The following is a 17,864-nucleotide window of genomic DNA, read 5'->3' on the forward strand; positions in this document are numbered from 1 at the left end:
GGGCGCCGACTGCGGTCCGAATCGGGGTGTCGGGCCTTCTACGGCACTCTATCCCAGTATAAGTGCGGGCATCCGGGCTGTCAAGGAAACGAGACGAAAACTGGTACTTTTACCTGCGGAATCAGAGCCCCCGACCGGCATGCGCCCCGCGCGCCCCCTCCGAGAGGGATTGTTCCACATCTCCCGCCGGAATCCCAGCATTTCTGCGGGGAGGATTCGCAATCGGCCGGAGGGAGCGGGCGCCCGGGCGGCGAAGAATACCGGAAGCGGGTGCGCGACCGACATTTTCGATCCCGCCGGAGACGTATCTCATGCCGCAACCGAACCTGCGAATCGCACTGGTCATTCTCGCCGCCTTCCTCTCGACGGCCGCCCGGGCGCAGGGCCCGACGCTCCCCGCCGTGCTAGTCCCGGAGCCGCCCGCGCTCGACGGCGACCTCTCCGACGCCTGCTGGAAGCTCGCCCCGTCCGTGACCGACTTCTACGCCACCACCGACGGGTCGCCCGCCTCCGAGCAGACGACCGCGTGGCTCTGCTACGACCGGGAGAACATATACGCCGCCTTCCACTGCAGGGACTCCCGGCCCGGGGAGATCGTCGCCCAGCAGAAGAAGCGCGGGGGCGACGTGGACGGCGACGACTGGGTGGCCTTCACGCTCGACTGCTACCGGAACTACGTCGGCTCCGTCTGGTTCAAGGTCACCCCCGCCGGCGTGCAGGTCGAGTCCCTGCCGAACCGAGGCGAGGTCAGCAAGATCGAGTGGAAAGGCGACTGGAGCGCCGCCGCGAAGATGGTGGACGACGGCTACATCGTCGAGATGGCCGTGCCGTTCTCGATCCTCAACTACGACCCGTCCAGGACGAGCATGGGCGTGTCGCTGAACCGCAGACACGCGCGCTCCAGGCTCCAGTGGCGCTCGCCGGACTGCAGCCCGGACCTCGACCCGCGCAAGTTCTACGTCTGGGACGGCCTCCAGCTTCCGAAGCCGAAGATCAGGCCGATGGCGATGGCGTATGCGCTGATCGGGGCCGGGGACGGCGAGGACGTGGCGGAGGTCGGCCTCGACGTGAAGCACTCCGTCTCTCCCACCATGACGGGCGTCCTCACTCTGAACCCCGACTTCCGCAACGTCGAACAGCAGGTGGACAGCGTGGACTTCACCTACACGGAGCGCTACCTGTCGGACAGCAGGCCGTTCTTCCAGGAGGGAGGCGACTACTTCCCGGACTCCGAGATCTTCTACTCGCGGCGGATAGACGAGATAGACCTCGGCGCGAAGATGTCGGGCATGATCGGGAACTACGCCCTCGGCTTCCTCCACGCGCGCGATTTCGGATCGGACGACCACAGCGTGCTCCAGCTCCTTCACCGGTGGCCCGCGAAGGGGTACGTCGGCGTCTCAGGCGTCCGAAGCGGCGTCTCCGGCGTGGAGCGGCTCTCCGGCGCGGCTTTCGGCCAGTACCGCCTTTACGACCGGAACGACACGAAGATCAACCTCGACGCGGAGTACTTCTCAGCGGACACGGCCCTCGGATCGGGGAGCGCGTCGAAGCGCAGGTTCCAGCTCTCCTCCTACGGGCCGCCCCGCAAGCTCGAGTGGGGCCTGGGCCACTCCTCCATAGACGGCGACTTCGACCCGTACCTCGGCTACGTGCCTGAGAAGGGCATCCGCAGTTGGAACGGATACGTCGGCATAGGGGACGAACCTTCTTCCGGGAGGATACACGACTGGGGCGCGGACCTCAGCTTCCAGACCGCGGACAACGAGGACGGGTCGCTCTACCAGGAGGCCGTCTCTCTCTCGGCGGACCTCGAGTGGGTCAACGGCAGGGAGGCCTCAGTCGGCTGGATGGAGTCTCACAGGCCGCCGTACCGGGACCGGAACATCGGCTTCGGGTTCGGCTGGAACGCCACCGACCTGTACCGGAGCGGCGGGGTCGAGGTGAACCTCGGCCGGATGGCGGGCGGCGACTACCTGTCTTATGAGGTGTGGCAGGGATGGAACGCGGGCGACAAGCTGAGCGTCCAGGCGAGCTACGAGTACAGCCGCATCAGGCCGCCGAGCCCGGAGGCGTTCTCCGCGAGCCAGCTCATCGCCGGGCTCTCGTACGACCTCACCGAGGAGCGCACCGTCGGCGGAAGGCTGATAGCCGAGGACGGCGAGACGAACCTCTACCTGACCTTCAAGCAGCGCGTGCGTTCCGGCACGGACATCTGGCTCATCTTCGGCGACCCGAACGCGGACAAGACCAGGAGCACGGTACTGCTGAAGGTGATAAGATTGCTCTGAGTGCGAGAGGATTTCAGTGTGGCACGTGACCAACTGACGATGGTTCATCGAGACCTCGGCGCGCTGCCGGAGATGCAGGTACCGGAGGGATACGGCCTGCGGACCTACCTTCCGGGGGACGAGCGCGCCTGGGCCGACATCATGAACACCGGCGTCGGCGAGTGGGACGCCCGGACGGCGAGGGAGAAGCTCACCGGGATGCCGCAGTTCGAGCCGGACGGCCTGTTCTTCGCGACATTCGGGGGAAGGCCGGTCGGATCGGCCTGCGCGTGGCGGAAGGACGCCGGGGAGCGGAGGACGGGCTCCCTGCACATGGTGTGCGTCCTGCCGGAGCACCGGGGGAAGCAGGTCGGCTACGCGCTGACGCTCGCGGTGCTCCACTGGTTCCGCGGCCGCGGGTACGAGGAGGTCACTCTCTCGACGGACGACTTCCGCATCCCGGCGATCAAGTCGTACCTCCGCCTCGGGTTCGAGCCGGTGATCCCGGACGACTCCCACCGCGCGCGCTGGGACGCCGTGCTCGAGGCCGCCGGCCCAAAGGAGTGACGCGGCCCGACGGAGTATTGGGGTGGTAGGGCGGATCGGCCCGGCCGTCCTTCGATACACGCGCCGGAGCGCGCACTCAGGACCGGCGGATCTGTGATGCCGGGGGCAAGAAACCGACAGCCCTGAGTGATCCTGGTGAATGACAGGATAGTATCGAAGGGCGTTCCTGCCCGCGCGGGGCCGCGCCGCTCCGATGTCTCACTGTCGAGGAGAAACCATGGACTACCTATCCGCAGTTGCCGAAGAGATACGGGCCGAGCTGGACGCGAAGAACGCCGCGAGGGACAAGGCGCTCGTCACCTCACGCGAGGCGATCAGGTTCTGCGCGAACTCGATCCGCGCCGTCCACCGCGCCGAGTGGGAAGAGGCCGCCGAACGCCTGAACGAGGCGAAGGTGCGCGTGCTCGAGACCGCCGGGGAGCTGAAGGACTTCCCCGACCTCTACTACGCGGGCTACGTCCAGGACGCGCAGAAGGAGTACACCGAGGCATCCGCCGTCAACGCCATCATGCGCGATCAGCCCGTCCCGAGCCACAAGGACATCGGCGTCGAGTCGGCCCCGTACATGAACGGCCTGGCTGAGGCGGCGAGCGAGCTTCGGCGCGACGTGCTCGACCTGATCCGGGCGGGGAACATCGGCCGCGCCGAGGAGATCCTGAAGGCGATGGACGACCTCTACTACATGCTGGTGACGTTCGACTACCCGGACGGGATCACCGGCGGGCTGAGGCGCACCCTCGACGCGGCGCGCGCGGTCCTGGAGCGGACGAGGGGCGACCTGACGGTCACGATCCGCCAGCGGGAACTCGAACTCGCGCTCAACAAGGCGGTCGAGGCCTTCGGAAAGTGACCGTGCGTCAGTGGTGAGTGATGGGTGACGGGTGTCCAGTAACCGGTGATCAGACCCGCCAGTCCTGAGTGCGCGCTCCGGCGCGTGTATCGAAGGACGGTGGCACAGGCAAGAACGCCCTTCGATACACTCTCCGCTTCGCTCCGAGCACTCAGGGCTGTCGGTTCCCGTGCTGGGAACCCCCTCGGCCCGGAGGCCGGTCCCCCTTGGAAAAGGGGACAGCCCGGAGGAGAAGCGCTCCAGAGGTAACCTATGCCTGAGTGGAACGGGCCGCTGCAGAAAGCCGGCGAGGACCGCTGGCTCATACCGAAATCGTACAAGCCCGGCATGCGTACGGACGGCATGATCTACGCCTCCGAGCGCCTGCTCGCGAGCATCCGTGAGGACCAGGCGCCGGAGCAGGTTGCGAACGTAGCCTGCCTCCGCGGGATCCTCGGGCGCTCGATGGCGATGCCGGACATCCACTGGGGCTACGGGTTCCCGATCGGCGGGGTCGCCGCGATGGAGTGGGACGGCGGCGTGGTCTCCCCGGGCGGGGTCGGCTACGACATCAACTGCGGCGTGCGGATGCTCCGCACCGACCTCGATCGCGCGCAGGTCGAGCCGAAGATGCAGGACATCGTGAACGCCCTGTTCAGCGACATACCCTCGGGCGTCGGCTCTGAGGGGCGGATTCGCCTGAACGAGCAGCAGCTCAAGGACGTCATGCGCAAGGGCGGCAAGTGGGCGGTCGAGCAGGGCTACGGCTGGGCGGAGGACATCGAGGTCACCGAGGAGAACGGGCAGCTCCAGATGGCCGATCCGTCCGCCGTCAGCGACAAGGCGATCAAGCGAGGCCAGCCGCAGGTCGGCACTCTGGGAAGCGGGAATCACTTCCTCGAGATCCAGTACGTCGAGGAAATCTACCATCCCGACCGGGCCGCGATCATGGGGATAGACCACGTCGGCCAGGTGACGGTCATGATCCACAGCGGCTCGCGCGGGCTTGGGTATCAGGTCTGCGACGACTACCTGATGGTGATGCAGGACGCGATGAAGAAGTACGGCATCACCGTGCCGGACCGCCAGCTCGCATGCGCGCCGATCCAATCGCCGGAGGGACAGCAGTACCTCGCCGCGATGGCCTGCGCCGCGAACTACGCATGGGCGAACCGCCAGGCGATGGCTCACTGGACCCGCGAGGCGTTCTCGCACGTATTCGGCAAAGGCCCGCACAAGCTGGGGATGAGCCAGATATACGACGTGGCGCACAACATCGCCAAGATCGAGGAGCACGAGGTCGGCGACACCGTGAAGAAGGTCGTCGTCCACCGCAAGGGCGCGACTCGCGCGTTCCCTCCCGGCCATCCGGACGTGCCTGAGCAGTATCGAGGGATCGGCCAGCCGGTGATCATCCCCGGCGACATGGGGCGGTACTCGTACCTCCTCGTCGGCACGGAGCAGGCGATGAAGGAGACGTTCGGCTCGACGTGCCACGGCGCCGGCCGCCTGATGAGCAGGAAGGCCGCGACGAAGAGCGCGCGCGGCTCGGACATCCAGGCCGACCTGGCGAAGAAGGGGATCATCGTGAAGGCCGCGAGCCGAGGCACCCTCGCTGAGGAAGCGCCCGAGGCCTACAAGGACGTCTCGCTGGTCGTGGACACGGCACAGGAGACGGGCATCTCCCGCAAAGTCGCCCGCCTCAAGCCGATGGGCGTGATCAAGGGCTAGGAAGTCGATAGCGAACGCCCGCTGTTGGCATTACCATAGGAGGGACTGATCGATGCTTATGGAATCGTTCGGCTATTTTGCTCTGCAGATGGCAATCATCGGTGCAGTGTGCTGGGGATTTGGAGTCTCGGGCCTGATGGACAGGTGGTTCGGAGACAAGTGGAAGGCATTGTCGGTAGAGATACCGTGGCCTGTCATGGTAGGTATCGCCGTGGTAGCGGGAGCTACAGAGTACCTCATCCAAGGTGTGCTCCACCCGCCGTTGGTTGATGCCTCCGCTTGGCAGGTACGAGCATTTGCATTCCGATTCGCCATGGCACGATTTTCCGGAATAGCGGTGTTCGGTATACTGGGCGGATTTGCGTTCAGGAAGATCGGACTGGCTGCTGTAGGTCAGATAGTCGGTGCTGTCTTGGGCCTGGGTGGTCTCGGGTACAACCTGGCGTCACTGCTCTTTCCGACAGGATGATTCGCCAGTTCAGGCAACGACAGAGCGCCCAGCGCTCGATGAAATAACGAAAGGGGACAGTAAGTGGGAAGAAAGGTCAAAGTAGGGCTGATCGGGACAGGGTCCATCAGCCAGAGCGTTCATATTCCGGCGTACGAGAAGCACCCGGATGCCGAGGTCGTCGCCGTCTGCGACATCAACCTCGAGACCCTGAAGAAGGTCGGCGATCGGCTGAACATCCCTGAGAAGTTCAGGTTCGAGAAGTACGACGACCTCCTGAAGCTGAAAGAGATCGAGATGGTTGACGTCTGCACGCCGAACTACGTACACATGGACCCGACCATCAAGGGCCTGGGGGCGGGCAAGCACGTCATCTGCGAGAAGCCGATCGCGCTGAATGCCAAAGAAGGCCAGAAGATGGTTGATGCCGCGAAGGAGTCGGGCAAGAAGCTGATGATCGCCTACTGCTGGCGATGGAACTCAGGCGCGCAGGCACTCAAGCGGTTCGTGGACGCGGGACTGCTCGGCGATCCGTACTACGCGCGAGTCCAGGCGCTCAGGCGGAGGGGAGTCCCGAGCTGGGGCGTCTTCATCGACAAGGCCAAGCAGGGCGGCGGACCGCTGATTGACATCGGCTGCCACGCGCTCGACCTCACGCTGCATCTGATGGGCCATCCGAAGCCCGTCGCGGCGTCCGGCAAGACGTACACCAAGTTCGGCACGAAGAAGGGCACGTTCGGAGTCTGGGGCCCGTGGGACTACGACAACTACACGGTCGAGGACTTCGCGGTCGGCCTGATCCGCTTCGAGAACGACGCGACCCTCGTGCTCGAATCGAGCTTCTGCGCGAACCTCGAGAAGGACATCTTCAACACGACGATCCTCGGCACGGAGGGCGGCTGCCAGATGGACCCGCTCAAGATGTTCCGCGAGGAGAACGGCACGCTGATCGACACAACGCCCGTCTGCCTGCCGAACGTCGGCACGCACGAGGCGGAGATCTACGCGTTCATAGACGCGATCCAGACGAAGAAGCCGTCGCCCGTGCCCGGCGAGGACGGCCTGATGGTCGCCAAGATCCTCGACGCGATCTACAAGTCGTCCGAGGTCGGCAAGGAAGTGGCGATCAAGTAGGGCGGTCATTCGTGATGAGTGATGAGTGACCGGTGATTGGTGACGGGTGACCCTGCCGTCATGCTGAGCTTGACTCAGCATCCATCCGGAGGGCTCCGGATCCTGAATCTGGTTCAGGATGACGCGGCGTCGGGGGGCTCGCGGGTCCGGTCTCGGACACCGGATACTCATCACGAATCACCGATCACTTCCCCAATGGAGGTCCGCTTGCGCGAGAACATCCGAGGGCTGCTCGGGAAATACCGGGCGCTGGTCGCCCTGAGCATCGTGGCGGGGATGGCGGAACTGGGCTACGGAATCGTGAACCAGTCGGCCATCCCTCCTTACGTCAGGGAACTGGGCCTGGCGCGGCACATAGGGATCATCTTCGCGACGTTCCTCGTGGCCGAGACCCTGCTCAAGTCGCCGATGGGGAGCCTGGGCGACCGGATCGGCCGCAGGCCCCTGCTCGTCTCGGGCGCGCTGCTCTCCGCGTGCGTCTCGCTCGGGATAGTGGCGTTCCCGCGCCTCTGGTCTCTGCTCGCGCTGAGGGCGCTGGACGGCGTCGCGGCGGCGGCGGTCTGGCCGACGATGGTGGCGGCGATGTGCGCGAGCGTCCCCGAGGGCAGACGGACGACGGCGATGAGCGCGCTGACGGTCATGTACATAGGCGGAGTCGCGCTCGGCCCGCTCATCGGCGGCTACGCGAACGACGCGACCGACTCCCGGGCGACCTCGTTCTACCTGGTGAGCGGGATCTTCCTGCTGACGGCCGCGTGCGCGTACCTGCTGGTGCCCAGGCGGTTTCACGAGGAGCATCACCTTCCACCTTCCCCCTCCCTTCGAGGGGAGGCGGCGGCGGCGCCGGTACCCGAGCGGCCGTTCCGAATCGGAGACCTGCTCGTCGGCCTGAAGGCCCTGCCGGACATGATGCTGATGGCGTTCTGCGCGTTCTTCGCGATCGGCCTGCTGATGCCGATCATCAAGCTCTTCGCCATGGAGGAACTGCGCATGACCGAGACGCACTTCGGCGGCCTGATCCTTCCGATCGCGCTGGCGGTGGCGGGCGTGAGCCTCTTCTCGGGGCCGCTCACCGACCGGTGGGGGAAGGCGCGCTCGGTGAAGCTCGGGATCTTCCTTACGGCGCTGGCGATGTGGACGATAACCGTGATCAGCCGCCCGCTACACTTCGCGATAGCGGGGGCCGTCCTCGGGATAGGGTTCGCGGTGGCGATGCCGGCGTGGTTGGCGATCGTCTCGGGGATGTCGGCTTCGAGGACGCGCGGCGCGGTCGTCGGGGCGCTCGGGACGGCGCAGGGCATCGGCGCGATCGCGGGCGCGGCGGTCGGATCGTACCTATACCGGTCCGTGCCGCTTCGGCTGGGCGGGGTGGTCTGGGGGGAGCGGTACGTGCCGTTCGTGGCGAGCGCGGTGATGCTCACGGTCGCGCTCGCGCTCTGCGTGCTCTTCGTCCGGGACGGCGACCGGCGGGGCGTGCACTAGGGATGCCTGATGCCGGATGCCCGCACCGTCAGCCCTGAGCGACCCTGGTGAATGACAGGATCGTATCGAAGGGCGTTCATGCCGCACGAGGCCGTCCTTCTCCTGAATCAAGTTCAGGACCGCGCCGGAGCGCGCACTCAGGACTGGACGGTGTGCTCTCCCGTCTCCACGTCTACCTAATGCGGTATCGGCGCCGTCGTGTGCATCGCGACGATCATGATCGCAACGTAGCACGCGACGAGCACCGCCCCGTGCCACTTCACGATGCGCCCCCTCGCCAGCATCCCCGACACCAGCACCGTCATGAAGGTCATTATCAGGAACATCGGCGACATCAGCCCGTGGATGCTGCCGTGCTCCTTCGCCCAACCGACGAACGGGATGATCGCCAGGAGCAGGCTGTTGTGGTTCACCTTCGAGCCGATGAAGTTGCATATCGAGAGCTGGGCGAGCGCGCCGTTCCTCAAGACGGTGATGTACGCGGTCATCTTCTCCGGCATCTCCGAGGCGATCGGGCCGAGGACGATCGCGATGACGACCGGGCTCACCCCCATGGCCTTCGCGATGCCGATCATCGAGTCCACGAACGGCTCGGAGACGATGAAGATCGCCGCGCCGCCGATGATTATCTGCACCAGCGCCGTGTAGAGCCTGCGTTTCGGCACGTGCTCCAGGTCCTCCTCGTACTTGCCGGACATCCGCACCACCATCACGACGTAGGTCAGGAACACCGCGGCGAGGAGAATGCCTTCGAGCAGGCTCAGGGAGTGGTCGTTCCAGACGAAGAGCAGTGCGACCAGGGCGGTGATCAGCAGGAAGGCGGCGTCTATCCGGGTGGCCTTGGTCAGGCGGATCTCCTTCACGGGGTGGCGGCTGAGCTTCGATGTGGCGATGAGGATGACCAGCCCGTATCCGAGGGTCACGAGGAGCGTGCAGGAGCCGATCGCGGAGCCGATCGCCATGTCGTAGCGGCTCTTGACCGCCGCCCAGTAGACGAACGTATACTCCGGCAGTGTCGTCAGCAGGCCGAGGATCAGGCTCCCGGCGACGGTGGTGCCCCACTTCTCGGCCAGCACCTCGGCGCCGTGGCTCAGGAGGTACGAGGCGATCACTATCACGACCAGCAGGCCGGAAAACTCGACGAATGCCATGGTTTCAGCGCCCCCGTTTCATCAAAAAAGACCCTTGGCTTGCGCATCGAAATCGGTGATGCGGCCAAAGGTCTTGCATTGCATCTCGACTTGCGAGCTGCAGGAGGGACCAGCCCTATCGGGCATGATGTTGACCCCGTCCGCACCGCCGGTCGGCGGCGTGCTACTCCCCTTTGTGCGGGATGTCCGTAACGAGGTATACTTTAGCGATTCGGGTCGAGATTGTCAAATGGCAGGATTTGCCGGATTTCAGGGAGGGCACATGGCTTACTGCAAGTGGTGCGGGATGGAGAGCAAGACCGACCGGAAATGCGAGTGGTGCGGCAGGGATCTCGTGGCGGCCCCGGCGGCGGCGGGGCCTCCTCCGGCGCGGGACCACGTCGCGGAGTTCGAGGACGAGAACAGGGGGCTCCGTACGGCCTTCTACATCAGCAGCGCCGGCATCCTGATCCTTTCCGTCGTGCTGACCGGGTGGAGGTTCCTTCTTCTGCCGTGGATCGCGGTGGGCGCGCTCTTCGTGACCGGGATGCTCCTGGGCGCGCTGCGGATACTCCCGGCGATAGAGGACGAGTGGCACGAGTTCGTCATTCCCCTGGTGCTGGTGCTGGTCGCGGGGCCGGAACTCGTCTTCGTTGGCTATCTGATCTACGGACTGGTGACGAGGGAGATGGACCTGACGGTGATATGGCTGCTCGCCAGCTACTTCGGCATGCTTCTGCTGATCGAGATCATGGCGTTGGTGCTGATAGCCGCCGGCATCGGCCCCGAGCGGCTTCCCATGATGTTCATGTTCCAGATCCGCGCGGCGGCGGTTCTGGGCATGGTCGCCATCATCTTCGGGTGGGGCGCGAGCGGCCTGTTCCGCCGGATGGACCGGTAGGCGAGGGCGGGTCGCGGCGAAGGGGCTGCTCGGGGGCCTGGGCCGAATAGAGCCGGGAGCTCGGCTGATCTGTCACGCGCTTGCGGCCGGGCATCCCTCTGCTTCTTTTCGCATCCGCCTGATCGCTGTGGCTCAGGCCCCCGAAAGCGAAGGTGATTGCCGCCTGTATGACCGCTTTCGGCCCGGAGTTGTTCCATCCCCGGCGTGACCTTCCCCTCTCATTGACACCGCCGCCCCTCGAACCTATACTTAGACGCGTCATGTCCAGCACCACCAAGACGGTAACGAAGGCCGCCGGGATCATGATGGCGGCCATACTCGCGAGCCGCCTGCTCGGCCTCGTCCGGGAGATGGTCATCGCGAGCAAGTTCGGCGCGGGCGGCCAGGTAGACGCATACGCCGTCGCCTTCCAGCTTCCGGACCTCCTCTACTTCCTTCTTTCGAGCGGCGCACTGAGCGCGGCGTTCATCCCCGTCTTCACCGAGTACCTGACGAAGGGCGAGGAGAAGGAGGCCTGGAGGGTCTTCAGCATCGTCGGCACGTTCATCTTCACCGTGCTGACGGGGCTCATCATCCTCTGCGAGGTGCTCGCGCCGGTGCTCGTGCCGCTCGTAGCTCCCGGGTTCGCCGACAAGCACAGGGACCTGCTCCCGCTGGCGGTCCACCTGACGAGGGTCGTCCTGCCCGCCCAGCTCTTCTTCCTGATCGGCGGGCTGGTGATGGCGACGCTCTACTCGCGCCAGCACTTCCTCTCGCCCGCGGTCGGCCCGGTCATCTACAACATCGGCATCATCTGCGGCGGCCTGCTCCTTGCCGGGACGATCGGTATCGCCGGGCTGACGTGGGGCGCGCTGGTCGGGTCGTTCGTCGGCAACTTCCTGCTTCAGGTGGTGGTCGCCCGGAGGTTCGGCGCGACGTACCGCCCGAGCCTGAACCTGAGGCACCCGGGTGTGGTCAAGGTCGGGAAGCTCGCCCTGCCGGTGATGCTGGGGCTCTCCCTGCCGTACGTGGACGTGATCGTGAACCGGGCGTTCGGATCCCTGCTCAACGAGGGGGCGGTCGCGGCGCTGAACTACGCGAACCGGCTGATGCAGATGCCGCTGGGGGTGTTCGCGCAGGCGTCGGCGGTGGCGCTCTTCCCCACGCTCGCGGCGCACGCGGCGAGGAAAGAGATGCCGGAACTCCGGTCGAGCATCAACTTCGGGCTGAGAGGCATACTGCTCCTGACGGTCCCGTCGTCGGTGCTGATGATCGTGCTCTCGACGCCGATCGTGCGGATGCTCTTCCAGGGCGGGCAGTTCATGCCGGAGGACGCGCCTCGCGTGGGGTACGCGCTGATCTTCTACTCTCTTGGGCTCGCGGCATGGGCGGGCCAGGCGGTCATCTCGCGGGGGTTCTACGCCCTCCAGGAGTCGCTGACGCCGGTGATAAGCGGCACGGCGGTGACGTTCGTCTTCATCCCGCTGAACTGGCTGCTCATGAAGCCGCTCGGGCACGGCGGGCTCGCACTGGCGACCTCGATCGCGGTGACGCTCCACCTTCTGGTCATGCTGGAGATCCTCCGCCGGCGGCTGGGCGGGCTGAACGGCGGGCTGATACTGAAGTCGTTCGGGAAGGTCCTGCTCGCGTCGGCGGGCTCCGGTGCGGCGGCGTGGGGGGCGATCGCCCTGATCGGGCGGCAGGTGGACGTGGTGACCCGGGGCGGCGCGGGGATCGGGGTGCTCTTCGCGGGAGGCGTGGGCGTCGGGGTCTATGCCGGGCTGATCGCGCTGCTCAAGGTTGACGAGGCCGACCAGGTCTGGGGCCAGATCACGCGCCGCTTCCGGAGGAAGAAGGCGGACGCGGGGACCGGTGAAGAGTGATTAGCGATGGTTGACGGGTACGCGTTCGGGCCGGAGTTGCACTCCGGCCCGATTGCTTGCCGCTCCAGTTGCATCTGAGACGTCATCCTGAACTTGATTCAGGATCCATCCGGCGTCATGTGCGCCGGTCGGGCGCTCCAGACCCGCCGTGTCGAGCCACGGCCCGAAAAGGCGGTATCAAGCCCTAGCACTCCATGCGCCTACGCCCCGAGCAGCCCGCGCAGCTTGCCCGCCGCAAGCAGAAGCCCCAGGCCGGCCGCGCCGACCGTCGCCTCCAGGGGATTCCGTGAGGGCAGCGCGCCCGACGAGGGGTTCCCGCCCACGATCAGGCGCACCTCCGCGTCGGTGAGGTCCTCCCTGCCCTGATCGCCGATCTCGACCGCCTGGTTGTTCACGAAGACCCGCACGTTCCCGAGAGACTGGTACCGCGCCAGGTCCGGGCTCGCCGCCAGCAGCTTGAAGTGCGCGTTGCTGAACTGCTTGATCTGGACCGCCTTCAGCCCGGGGTCCGCCGCGAGGTTGTCCACCCACTGGACGCCGCGCTGATAGAACGTCCGCGTGCCGATGTTCTGCACGCGGGAGACGTTGACGGCCCCGCCCGATGCGCCGTAGTATCCGCGGACATTCCCCATCCGCTCGTCCGCACTCACGGCCCCGGGATTCGCCCAGACCTGGTTCTGGTTCCTGAGCGAACCGGAGTTGATGCTCTGAGAGACGCCCCACGAGCCGGACTCCGCCTTTCGAGCGCTGCCGATCGCTTCTTCACTTCTCCTGAACGCATCCTCCATTGCGATCTGAGGCTCGTCCACGAAGTACGAGGTGAACTCGGTCGGGATGCCCCACTCCTTCGAGAGCCGGACGATCTCCTGGATCAGCTCGTCGTTCCGATGCAGGCGCACCTGGTCGAGCAGGTATCCGATCTTCCGCGCGGCCCATATCTGCGGGATGAAGTCGCGCTCCGTATCTTTCTCCGGCAGGTTGACCCTGGCGGTCCATGTTTTGAGGCCGTCCGCCGTCTTGCCCGTCAGCTTGATGAATGCCGTGCCGGACGCGTTGTATCGGCCGAGGACGATGAGCTGCGATCCGTTGAACAGCGCCGGTATCGGATTGCCGGGGAGCATGTCATACGCGGCAACCTCGCCCGAGGCGGTCTTCGCCGTGATCTCGATGTCGGTCAACGCGGGCTGGCTGATCCCGGCGAAGAACGTGGAGACCGACGCCTCGATGTTCTCGTTCGGGAGCACGTAGGACGACTTCCCGCCGCTCTGCTCCCCCAGCAGGTCGAGGAGATGCGCGTTCACATCGTACCCGACTCCGAAGCCGAATACCCTGGCCTTCGAGCCGTTGACCTCCTTGGCATTGCCGAGGATCTTCTCGATATTCTGCTCTCCAACCGTCGGCAGTCCGTCGGTGAGGAACACGACGTAGTTCTGCGTCTGCCCGTACTGACGGAATTGCGCGAACGCCGCCCTGAGCGCGTCGTTGATGTTAGTGCCTCCGGTGGCGTCTATCCGGTCAACCGTGTCGAGCGCCTTCCTCAGCCGTTCCTTGGTCGGCTTCTCGAGTTCGGCGAAGAGCGTCTCCTGCGATTCGTTGAAGGAGATCACGTTGAACTGATCCTCCGGCTTGAGCGAGTTCAGGCAATACTTGAGCGCGGCCTTCGCCTGATCTATCTTGTCGCCGGCCATGCTACCGGTCCGGTCGAGCACGAAGACGACGTTCTTCGGGATGACCTTGCTCTCGGTGATCTTCGGGCTGGCGAGCAGCATGAAGTAGCCCTGCTTCCCGTTCTCGCGGAATGTGAGCACGTCAACCGCCATCTCGCCCGCGGCCTGACTGTAGTAGAGCACGAGGTCGGTATCCGGCTTGACGTTCTTCGCGGTCCAGTTGACGATCGCCTCCTTCGGCACGGTCTGCTCGACCTTGACGATGTGCGACGGCGAGTAGATGTTGCTGATCGGCGTCGCGGACTTCAGGCGGATGGTGACCCGCACGTCGTCGAGCGGCCTGGCGGAGAACTTCTCGGTGCTCAGAGGGTAGACGTACCGGCAGATGCTCCCGGTCTTCGGGATGACCTCGGTGTACTCGAGCCGGATGCGCGTGTCTCCGTTCGGCGGGATCGGGAAGACCCTCGCGCGGAAGGTGTTCCGGTCCATGTACTCGAGCAGCGCGGGGTCCTTCCTCTGCCGCACGATGGACTCGTAGAGCCGGCGCGCCTCATCGCGGTCGAGGATCTTGCCCTCGTGCTCCTTCTCGCCGACGAACATCGAGAACTTGTGGATCGCGGCGCCTTTGGGTAGCGGGAAGATGTACGTCCCCTCCTCCTGGCGGCCGGTCTCGTTGTGGAAGACCTGGTCCACCTTGGTGGTGGCGGCCTGTCCGTCGATGAAGATGTCCACGTGGTGGTACTTTACGGAGAAGACGTTCACCGTCGGCTGGTGGACGGGCACCATGAAGCCGTCCGCGAGCGCGGGAACGCTCATCGCGCAGAGGGCGGCGAGGATGATGCCTGTGCTGAGAAATCGTGTTTGTCTGTTCATGGAAATCGCCTCCTGAGAGTCCGGATTGGCTTTCTACCCTCTTTAGACACCCGCCCGGCGCGGAACCTTCACTATCCGTGTCCCACCCCCCTCCCCAACCCTCCCCCTCTGAGGGGGGAGGGAGCGCCTATTCCCCCTCCCCTGAGAGGGAGGGGGTCAGGGGGAGGGACGCACGTATCGGGCCGAACCACCCTTGCCCAACTTCCGCCCGCATGCTATCCTGTCCGCAGTCCGATACCGGGAGGTCACTCATGCGTATCCTGACATTGGCACTGATCCTGATCCTATCCGTGCCGTTGGCGGCAGAGGTTCCTAAGGGCGTCTCGGCGAGGGATTTCGGCGCGGTGGGCGACGGAGTCGCCGACGACACCGCCGCGATCCAGAAGGCGCTCGACTCGGTCGCGCCCGGCGGGGGAGTCGTGAATCTCCCGGCGGGGAAGTACCTGATCACCGACAGCCTGAAGGTCCCACCGCACTCGACCCTGCTCGGCGAGGGCGCTCGATGGGAAGGCGGCGCGACCCAGCTCGTCATCGAGAAGCCGGGGTTCGTGGGGGTCAGGCTCAGTCACGGGAGCGGCGTCAAGGGTCTGGCGATCGTCTATCCGAACAACGCCGACAACGCGAACCCGACGCCCTATCCGCCCGCGATCCAGCTCGACGGCATCAACCCGTCGGTCGAGAACATCGTCTTCGGCAACGCATGGATCGGCGTCTCGACTCCTCCCGGCGGCGGGAATGCGGGCCAGGGGATGTTCCGCGACCTCACCGGCTTCGTGCACCATGTCGGCATGCACCTTTCCGGCTGCCGTGACGTGAACCGCATCCTGGACGTCCACTGGTTCGTCGGCGGCAAGGACACGCCCGGCACGCAGTCGTACTATCGCAAGAATCGCGTCGGCTTCGAGTTCGGCGATGTGGACGGCGTGATGATGGACCGGTGCTTCATCATCGGCGGCAAGACGTTCCTCCACCAACTGCCGGTCAAGGACACCCCGGACGGATCGAAAGCGGGTGCGCACTCGCTCGGATTCCAGATCGACGAGTGCTGGATCGAGGATGTGGACAACGGGTTCATCTTCGAGGGCGCGTGCGGATTCACGATCAACAGCACGAACATCCTGGTCCGGGACAAGGGCTTCGGCGTGAAGGTGAATGCGAACAGCCTGTTCTACAACGCGGTGATCGAGGGCGTTCAGGTGCGGGGGTTCGGAAAGCCGTTCACCGGCTTCGAGTTCAACTGCGCAAACCCGCATCCGCGCAACCGCCTCGTGATTGCCGACTCCCAGGTGACGGACGGAGCGCCTTCCGTCCACCTCATGCCGGGCGCACAGAGGGCTCAGGTCCACGGCTGCCATCTCACGGGCGTCGACGGCCGCCCCGCCGTTCTGATCGACAAGGGCGCGGACTTGCTGACGATCACCGATAACATCCTCAACGGCAAGATCGAGGACAACTCGGGTTCGAAGACCAGGAAGACGATCCGCGGCAATGTGGAGGAGTGAGGTCCTATAAGTCCCATTCGACCCATGGGACCTATAGGACCTATAGTGGGGTCTAGAGCTTCCACCCCTTGCGATACGGCGTGTTGATGAAGTAGTCGGCCTTCGGGCAGTTGATCGCCCGCATGTTCTTCGAATCCCAGTAGATCGGCTCGCCGACGATGACCGCCAGGTTGCCGAGCAGCGCGAACTCCGTCAGCGCGGACGCGTAGTCGAAGTTCGACATCGCGGGCTCCCCGCCCTTGCAGGCCCGCAGGAACTCGGCGTAGTGGCCGGGCGAGCGGGGTAGCGTCGGGACGGGCTTCTTGTAGCCGTCGAACTTCTCCTGCGGCAGGAGCTGGTACTGCGAGCCGTAGTCGTCCGGCGTGAAGAGATAGCCTTCCTCGCCGATGATCACGCAGCCGCTTCCGGGCATGTCCCTGCCGGGGAGAACGCGGGCCGGCGGCTTCATCCCTCCGTCGTACCAGGTCAGTCGGCGCGGCTGGAGCGCGTTCGCCCGCGCGAACGTGTAGCGCACGGCCGATTTCGCCGGGTAGCTCTCCGCCGTCATCTCGTGGACTTCGGCCTCGACGGAGATCGGGTCGCTGAGATCGAGGGCCATGAAGGGCATGTTCATCGTGTGGCAGCCCATGTCGCCGATCGCGCCGCAGCCGAAATCAATCCAGCCGCGCCACTTGAAGGGCAGATAGTCGGGGTGATAGGGCCGCACGGGAGCGGGGCCGAGCCAGCAGTCCCAGTCGAGATCCTTCGGCACGGGCGGCGTATCGGTCGGCCGGTTGAGCCCCTGAGGCCACACGGGCCGGTTCGACCAGATGTGCACTTCCTTGATCTTCCCCAGCGCGCCCGCCTGGATGACCTCGACCGCCTCCCGGAGGCCGCTCTCCGCGGTGCCCTGGTTGCCCATCTGCGTGGCAACCTTGTACTTGCGGGCGGTGTCGCGCAGGAGCCGCGCCTCGTAGATCGTGTGGGTGAGCGGCTTCTGGACGTATACGTGCTTGCCCATCCGCATGGCGGCCACCGCGGCGACCGCATGCGTGTGATCGGGCGTACTGACGTTCACGACGTCTATCTGGTCGTCCATCTCGTCGAGCATTCGCCGGAAGTCGTGGTACTTCTTTGCGTTCGGCCAGTCGCGGAAGGCGCCCGCGGCGCGGTCGAAATCGGCGTCGCACAGGGCCACGACGTTGCCGCCGTCGCTGGCACAGCCGGCGACGTCGCTGTGGCCCTTGCCGCCGACTCCGATGCCGGCGATGTTGAGCCGCTCGTTCGCCTCGTAAGTGAAGGCCGTGCGGCTGTTGGTCAGGAACAGGATGCCCATCCCGCCCGCCGTCAGCGCGCCTTTCAGGAAATCTCTGCGTGTCGTTCCAGACATATCAAATCCCTCCGTAGTCGCGTCTACGCGTCCGGCGTTTCCGCCGACTCGAGGAATCATTCCATGCGTCGGAAGAAGAGTCCTGCTTCGGGGAGACGC

General features: G+C 65.4%; 13 protein-coding genes. 10 read left to right on the forward strand and 3 right to left on the reverse strand.

Annotated features, from left to right (window positions below; translation table 11 throughout):
- Window positions 1-311 precede the first annotated feature (311 nt).
- The 7 genes from KBC96_05800 (at window position 312) to KBC96_05830 (ending at window position 8,461) form a co-directional block, all read left to right on the forward strand.
- Window positions 312-2,291 carry a carbohydrate binding family 9 domain-containing protein gene (locus KBC96_05800; protein ID MBP6963904.1) on the forward strand — a complete coding sequence of 660 codons (1,980 nt, stop codon included), beginning with the start codon at window positions 312-314 and terminating at the stop codon, window positions 2,289-2,291.
- A gap of 18 nt (window positions 2,292-2,309) precedes the next feature.
- On the forward strand, window positions 2,310-2,837 hold the full coding sequence (locus tag KBC96_05805) for a GNAT family N-acetyltransferase (GenBank protein ID MBP6963905.1): 528 nt from the start codon (window positions 2,310-2,312) through the stop codon (window positions 2,835-2,837).
- A 217-nt stretch (window positions 2,838-3,054) separates the two neighbouring features.
- Window positions 3,055-3,687: a haloacid dehalogenase gene (locus KBC96_05810; protein ID MBP6963906.1), complete on the forward strand. Its 633-nt coding sequence runs from the start codon at window positions 3,055-3,057 to the stop codon at window positions 3,685-3,687.
- Window positions 3,688-3,939: 252 nt separating this feature from the next.
- Window positions 3,940-5,397: an RtcB family protein gene (locus KBC96_05815; protein ID MBP6963907.1), complete on the forward strand. Its 1,458-nt coding sequence runs from the start codon at window positions 3,940-3,942 to the stop codon at window positions 5,395-5,397.
- 52 nt (window positions 5,398-5,449) lie between these two features.
- Window positions 5,450-5,866, forward strand: a complete 417-nt coding sequence (locus tag KBC96_05820) for a hypothetical protein (protein ID MBP6963908.1) — start codon at window positions 5,450-5,452, stop codon at window positions 5,864-5,866.
- A gap of 63 nt (window positions 5,867-5,929) precedes the next feature.
- Window positions 5,930-6,979 (forward strand): Gfo/Idh/MocA family oxidoreductase, encoded by a 1,050-nt coding sequence (locus tag KBC96_05825; GenBank protein ID MBP6963909.1) that lies wholly within the window; start codon window positions 5,930-5,932, stop codon window positions 6,977-6,979.
- A gap of 207 nt (window positions 6,980-7,186) precedes the next feature.
- Window positions 7,187-8,461 (forward strand): MFS transporter, encoded by a 1,275-nt coding sequence (locus KBC96_05830; protein MBP6963910.1) that lies wholly within the window; start codon window positions 7,187-7,189, stop codon window positions 8,459-8,461.
- A gap of 176 nt (window positions 8,462-8,637) precedes the next feature.
- Here KBC96_05830 and KBC96_05835 read toward each other — a convergent pair whose 3' ends face one another.
- Window positions 8,638-9,612 (reverse strand): sodium:calcium antiporter, encoded by a 975-nt coding sequence (locus KBC96_05835; protein MBP6963911.1) that lies wholly within the window; start codon window positions 9,610-9,612, stop codon window positions 8,638-8,640.
- A 262-nt stretch (window positions 9,613-9,874) separates the two neighbouring features.
- On the opposite strand from KBC96_05835, the gene KBC96_05840 reads away from it, so the two are divergent.
- Both KBC96_05840 and murJ read left to right on the forward strand, forming a co-directional pair.
- A complete protein-coding gene (locus KBC96_05840) occupies window positions 9,875-10,492 on the forward strand; it encodes a hypothetical protein (protein MBP6963912.1) in 618 nt (205 codons plus the stop codon).
- Window positions 10,493-10,752: 260 nt separating this feature from the next.
- A complete protein-coding gene (gene murJ, locus KBC96_05845; protein MBP6963913.1) occupies window positions 10,753-12,354 on the forward strand; it encodes a murein biosynthesis integral membrane protein MurJ in 1,602 nt (533 codons plus the stop codon).
- A 200-nt stretch (window positions 12,355-12,554) separates the two neighbouring features.
- On the opposite strand, the gene KBC96_05850 is transcribed toward murJ, so the two are convergent.
- Window positions 12,555-14,894, reverse strand: coding sequence for a VWA domain-containing protein (locus tag KBC96_05850; GenBank protein ID MBP6963914.1), 2,340 nt, complete (start codon window positions 14,892-14,894; stop codon window positions 12,555-12,557).
- A 251-nt stretch (window positions 14,895-15,145) separates the two neighbouring features.
- On the opposite strand from KBC96_05850, the gene KBC96_05855 reads away from it, so the two are divergent.
- Window positions 15,146-16,396: a hypothetical protein gene (locus KBC96_05855; protein ID MBP6963915.1), complete on the forward strand. Its 1,251-nt coding sequence runs from the start codon at window positions 15,146-15,148 to the stop codon at window positions 16,394-16,396.
- A gap of 52 nt (window positions 16,397-16,448) precedes the next feature.
- On the opposite strand, the gene KBC96_05860 is transcribed toward KBC96_05855, so the two are convergent.
- Window positions 16,449-17,765, reverse strand: a complete 1,317-nt coding sequence (locus tag KBC96_05860; GenBank protein MBP6963916.1) for a Gfo/Idh/MocA family oxidoreductase — start codon at window positions 17,763-17,765, stop codon at window positions 16,449-16,451.
- Window positions 17,766-17,864 lie beyond the last annotated feature (99 nt).

The sequence above is a fragment of the Armatimonadota bacterium genome (genome assembly GCA_017993055.1).
Lineage (GTDB): Bacteria > Armatimonadota > UBA5829 > DTJY01 > DTJY01 > JAGONM01.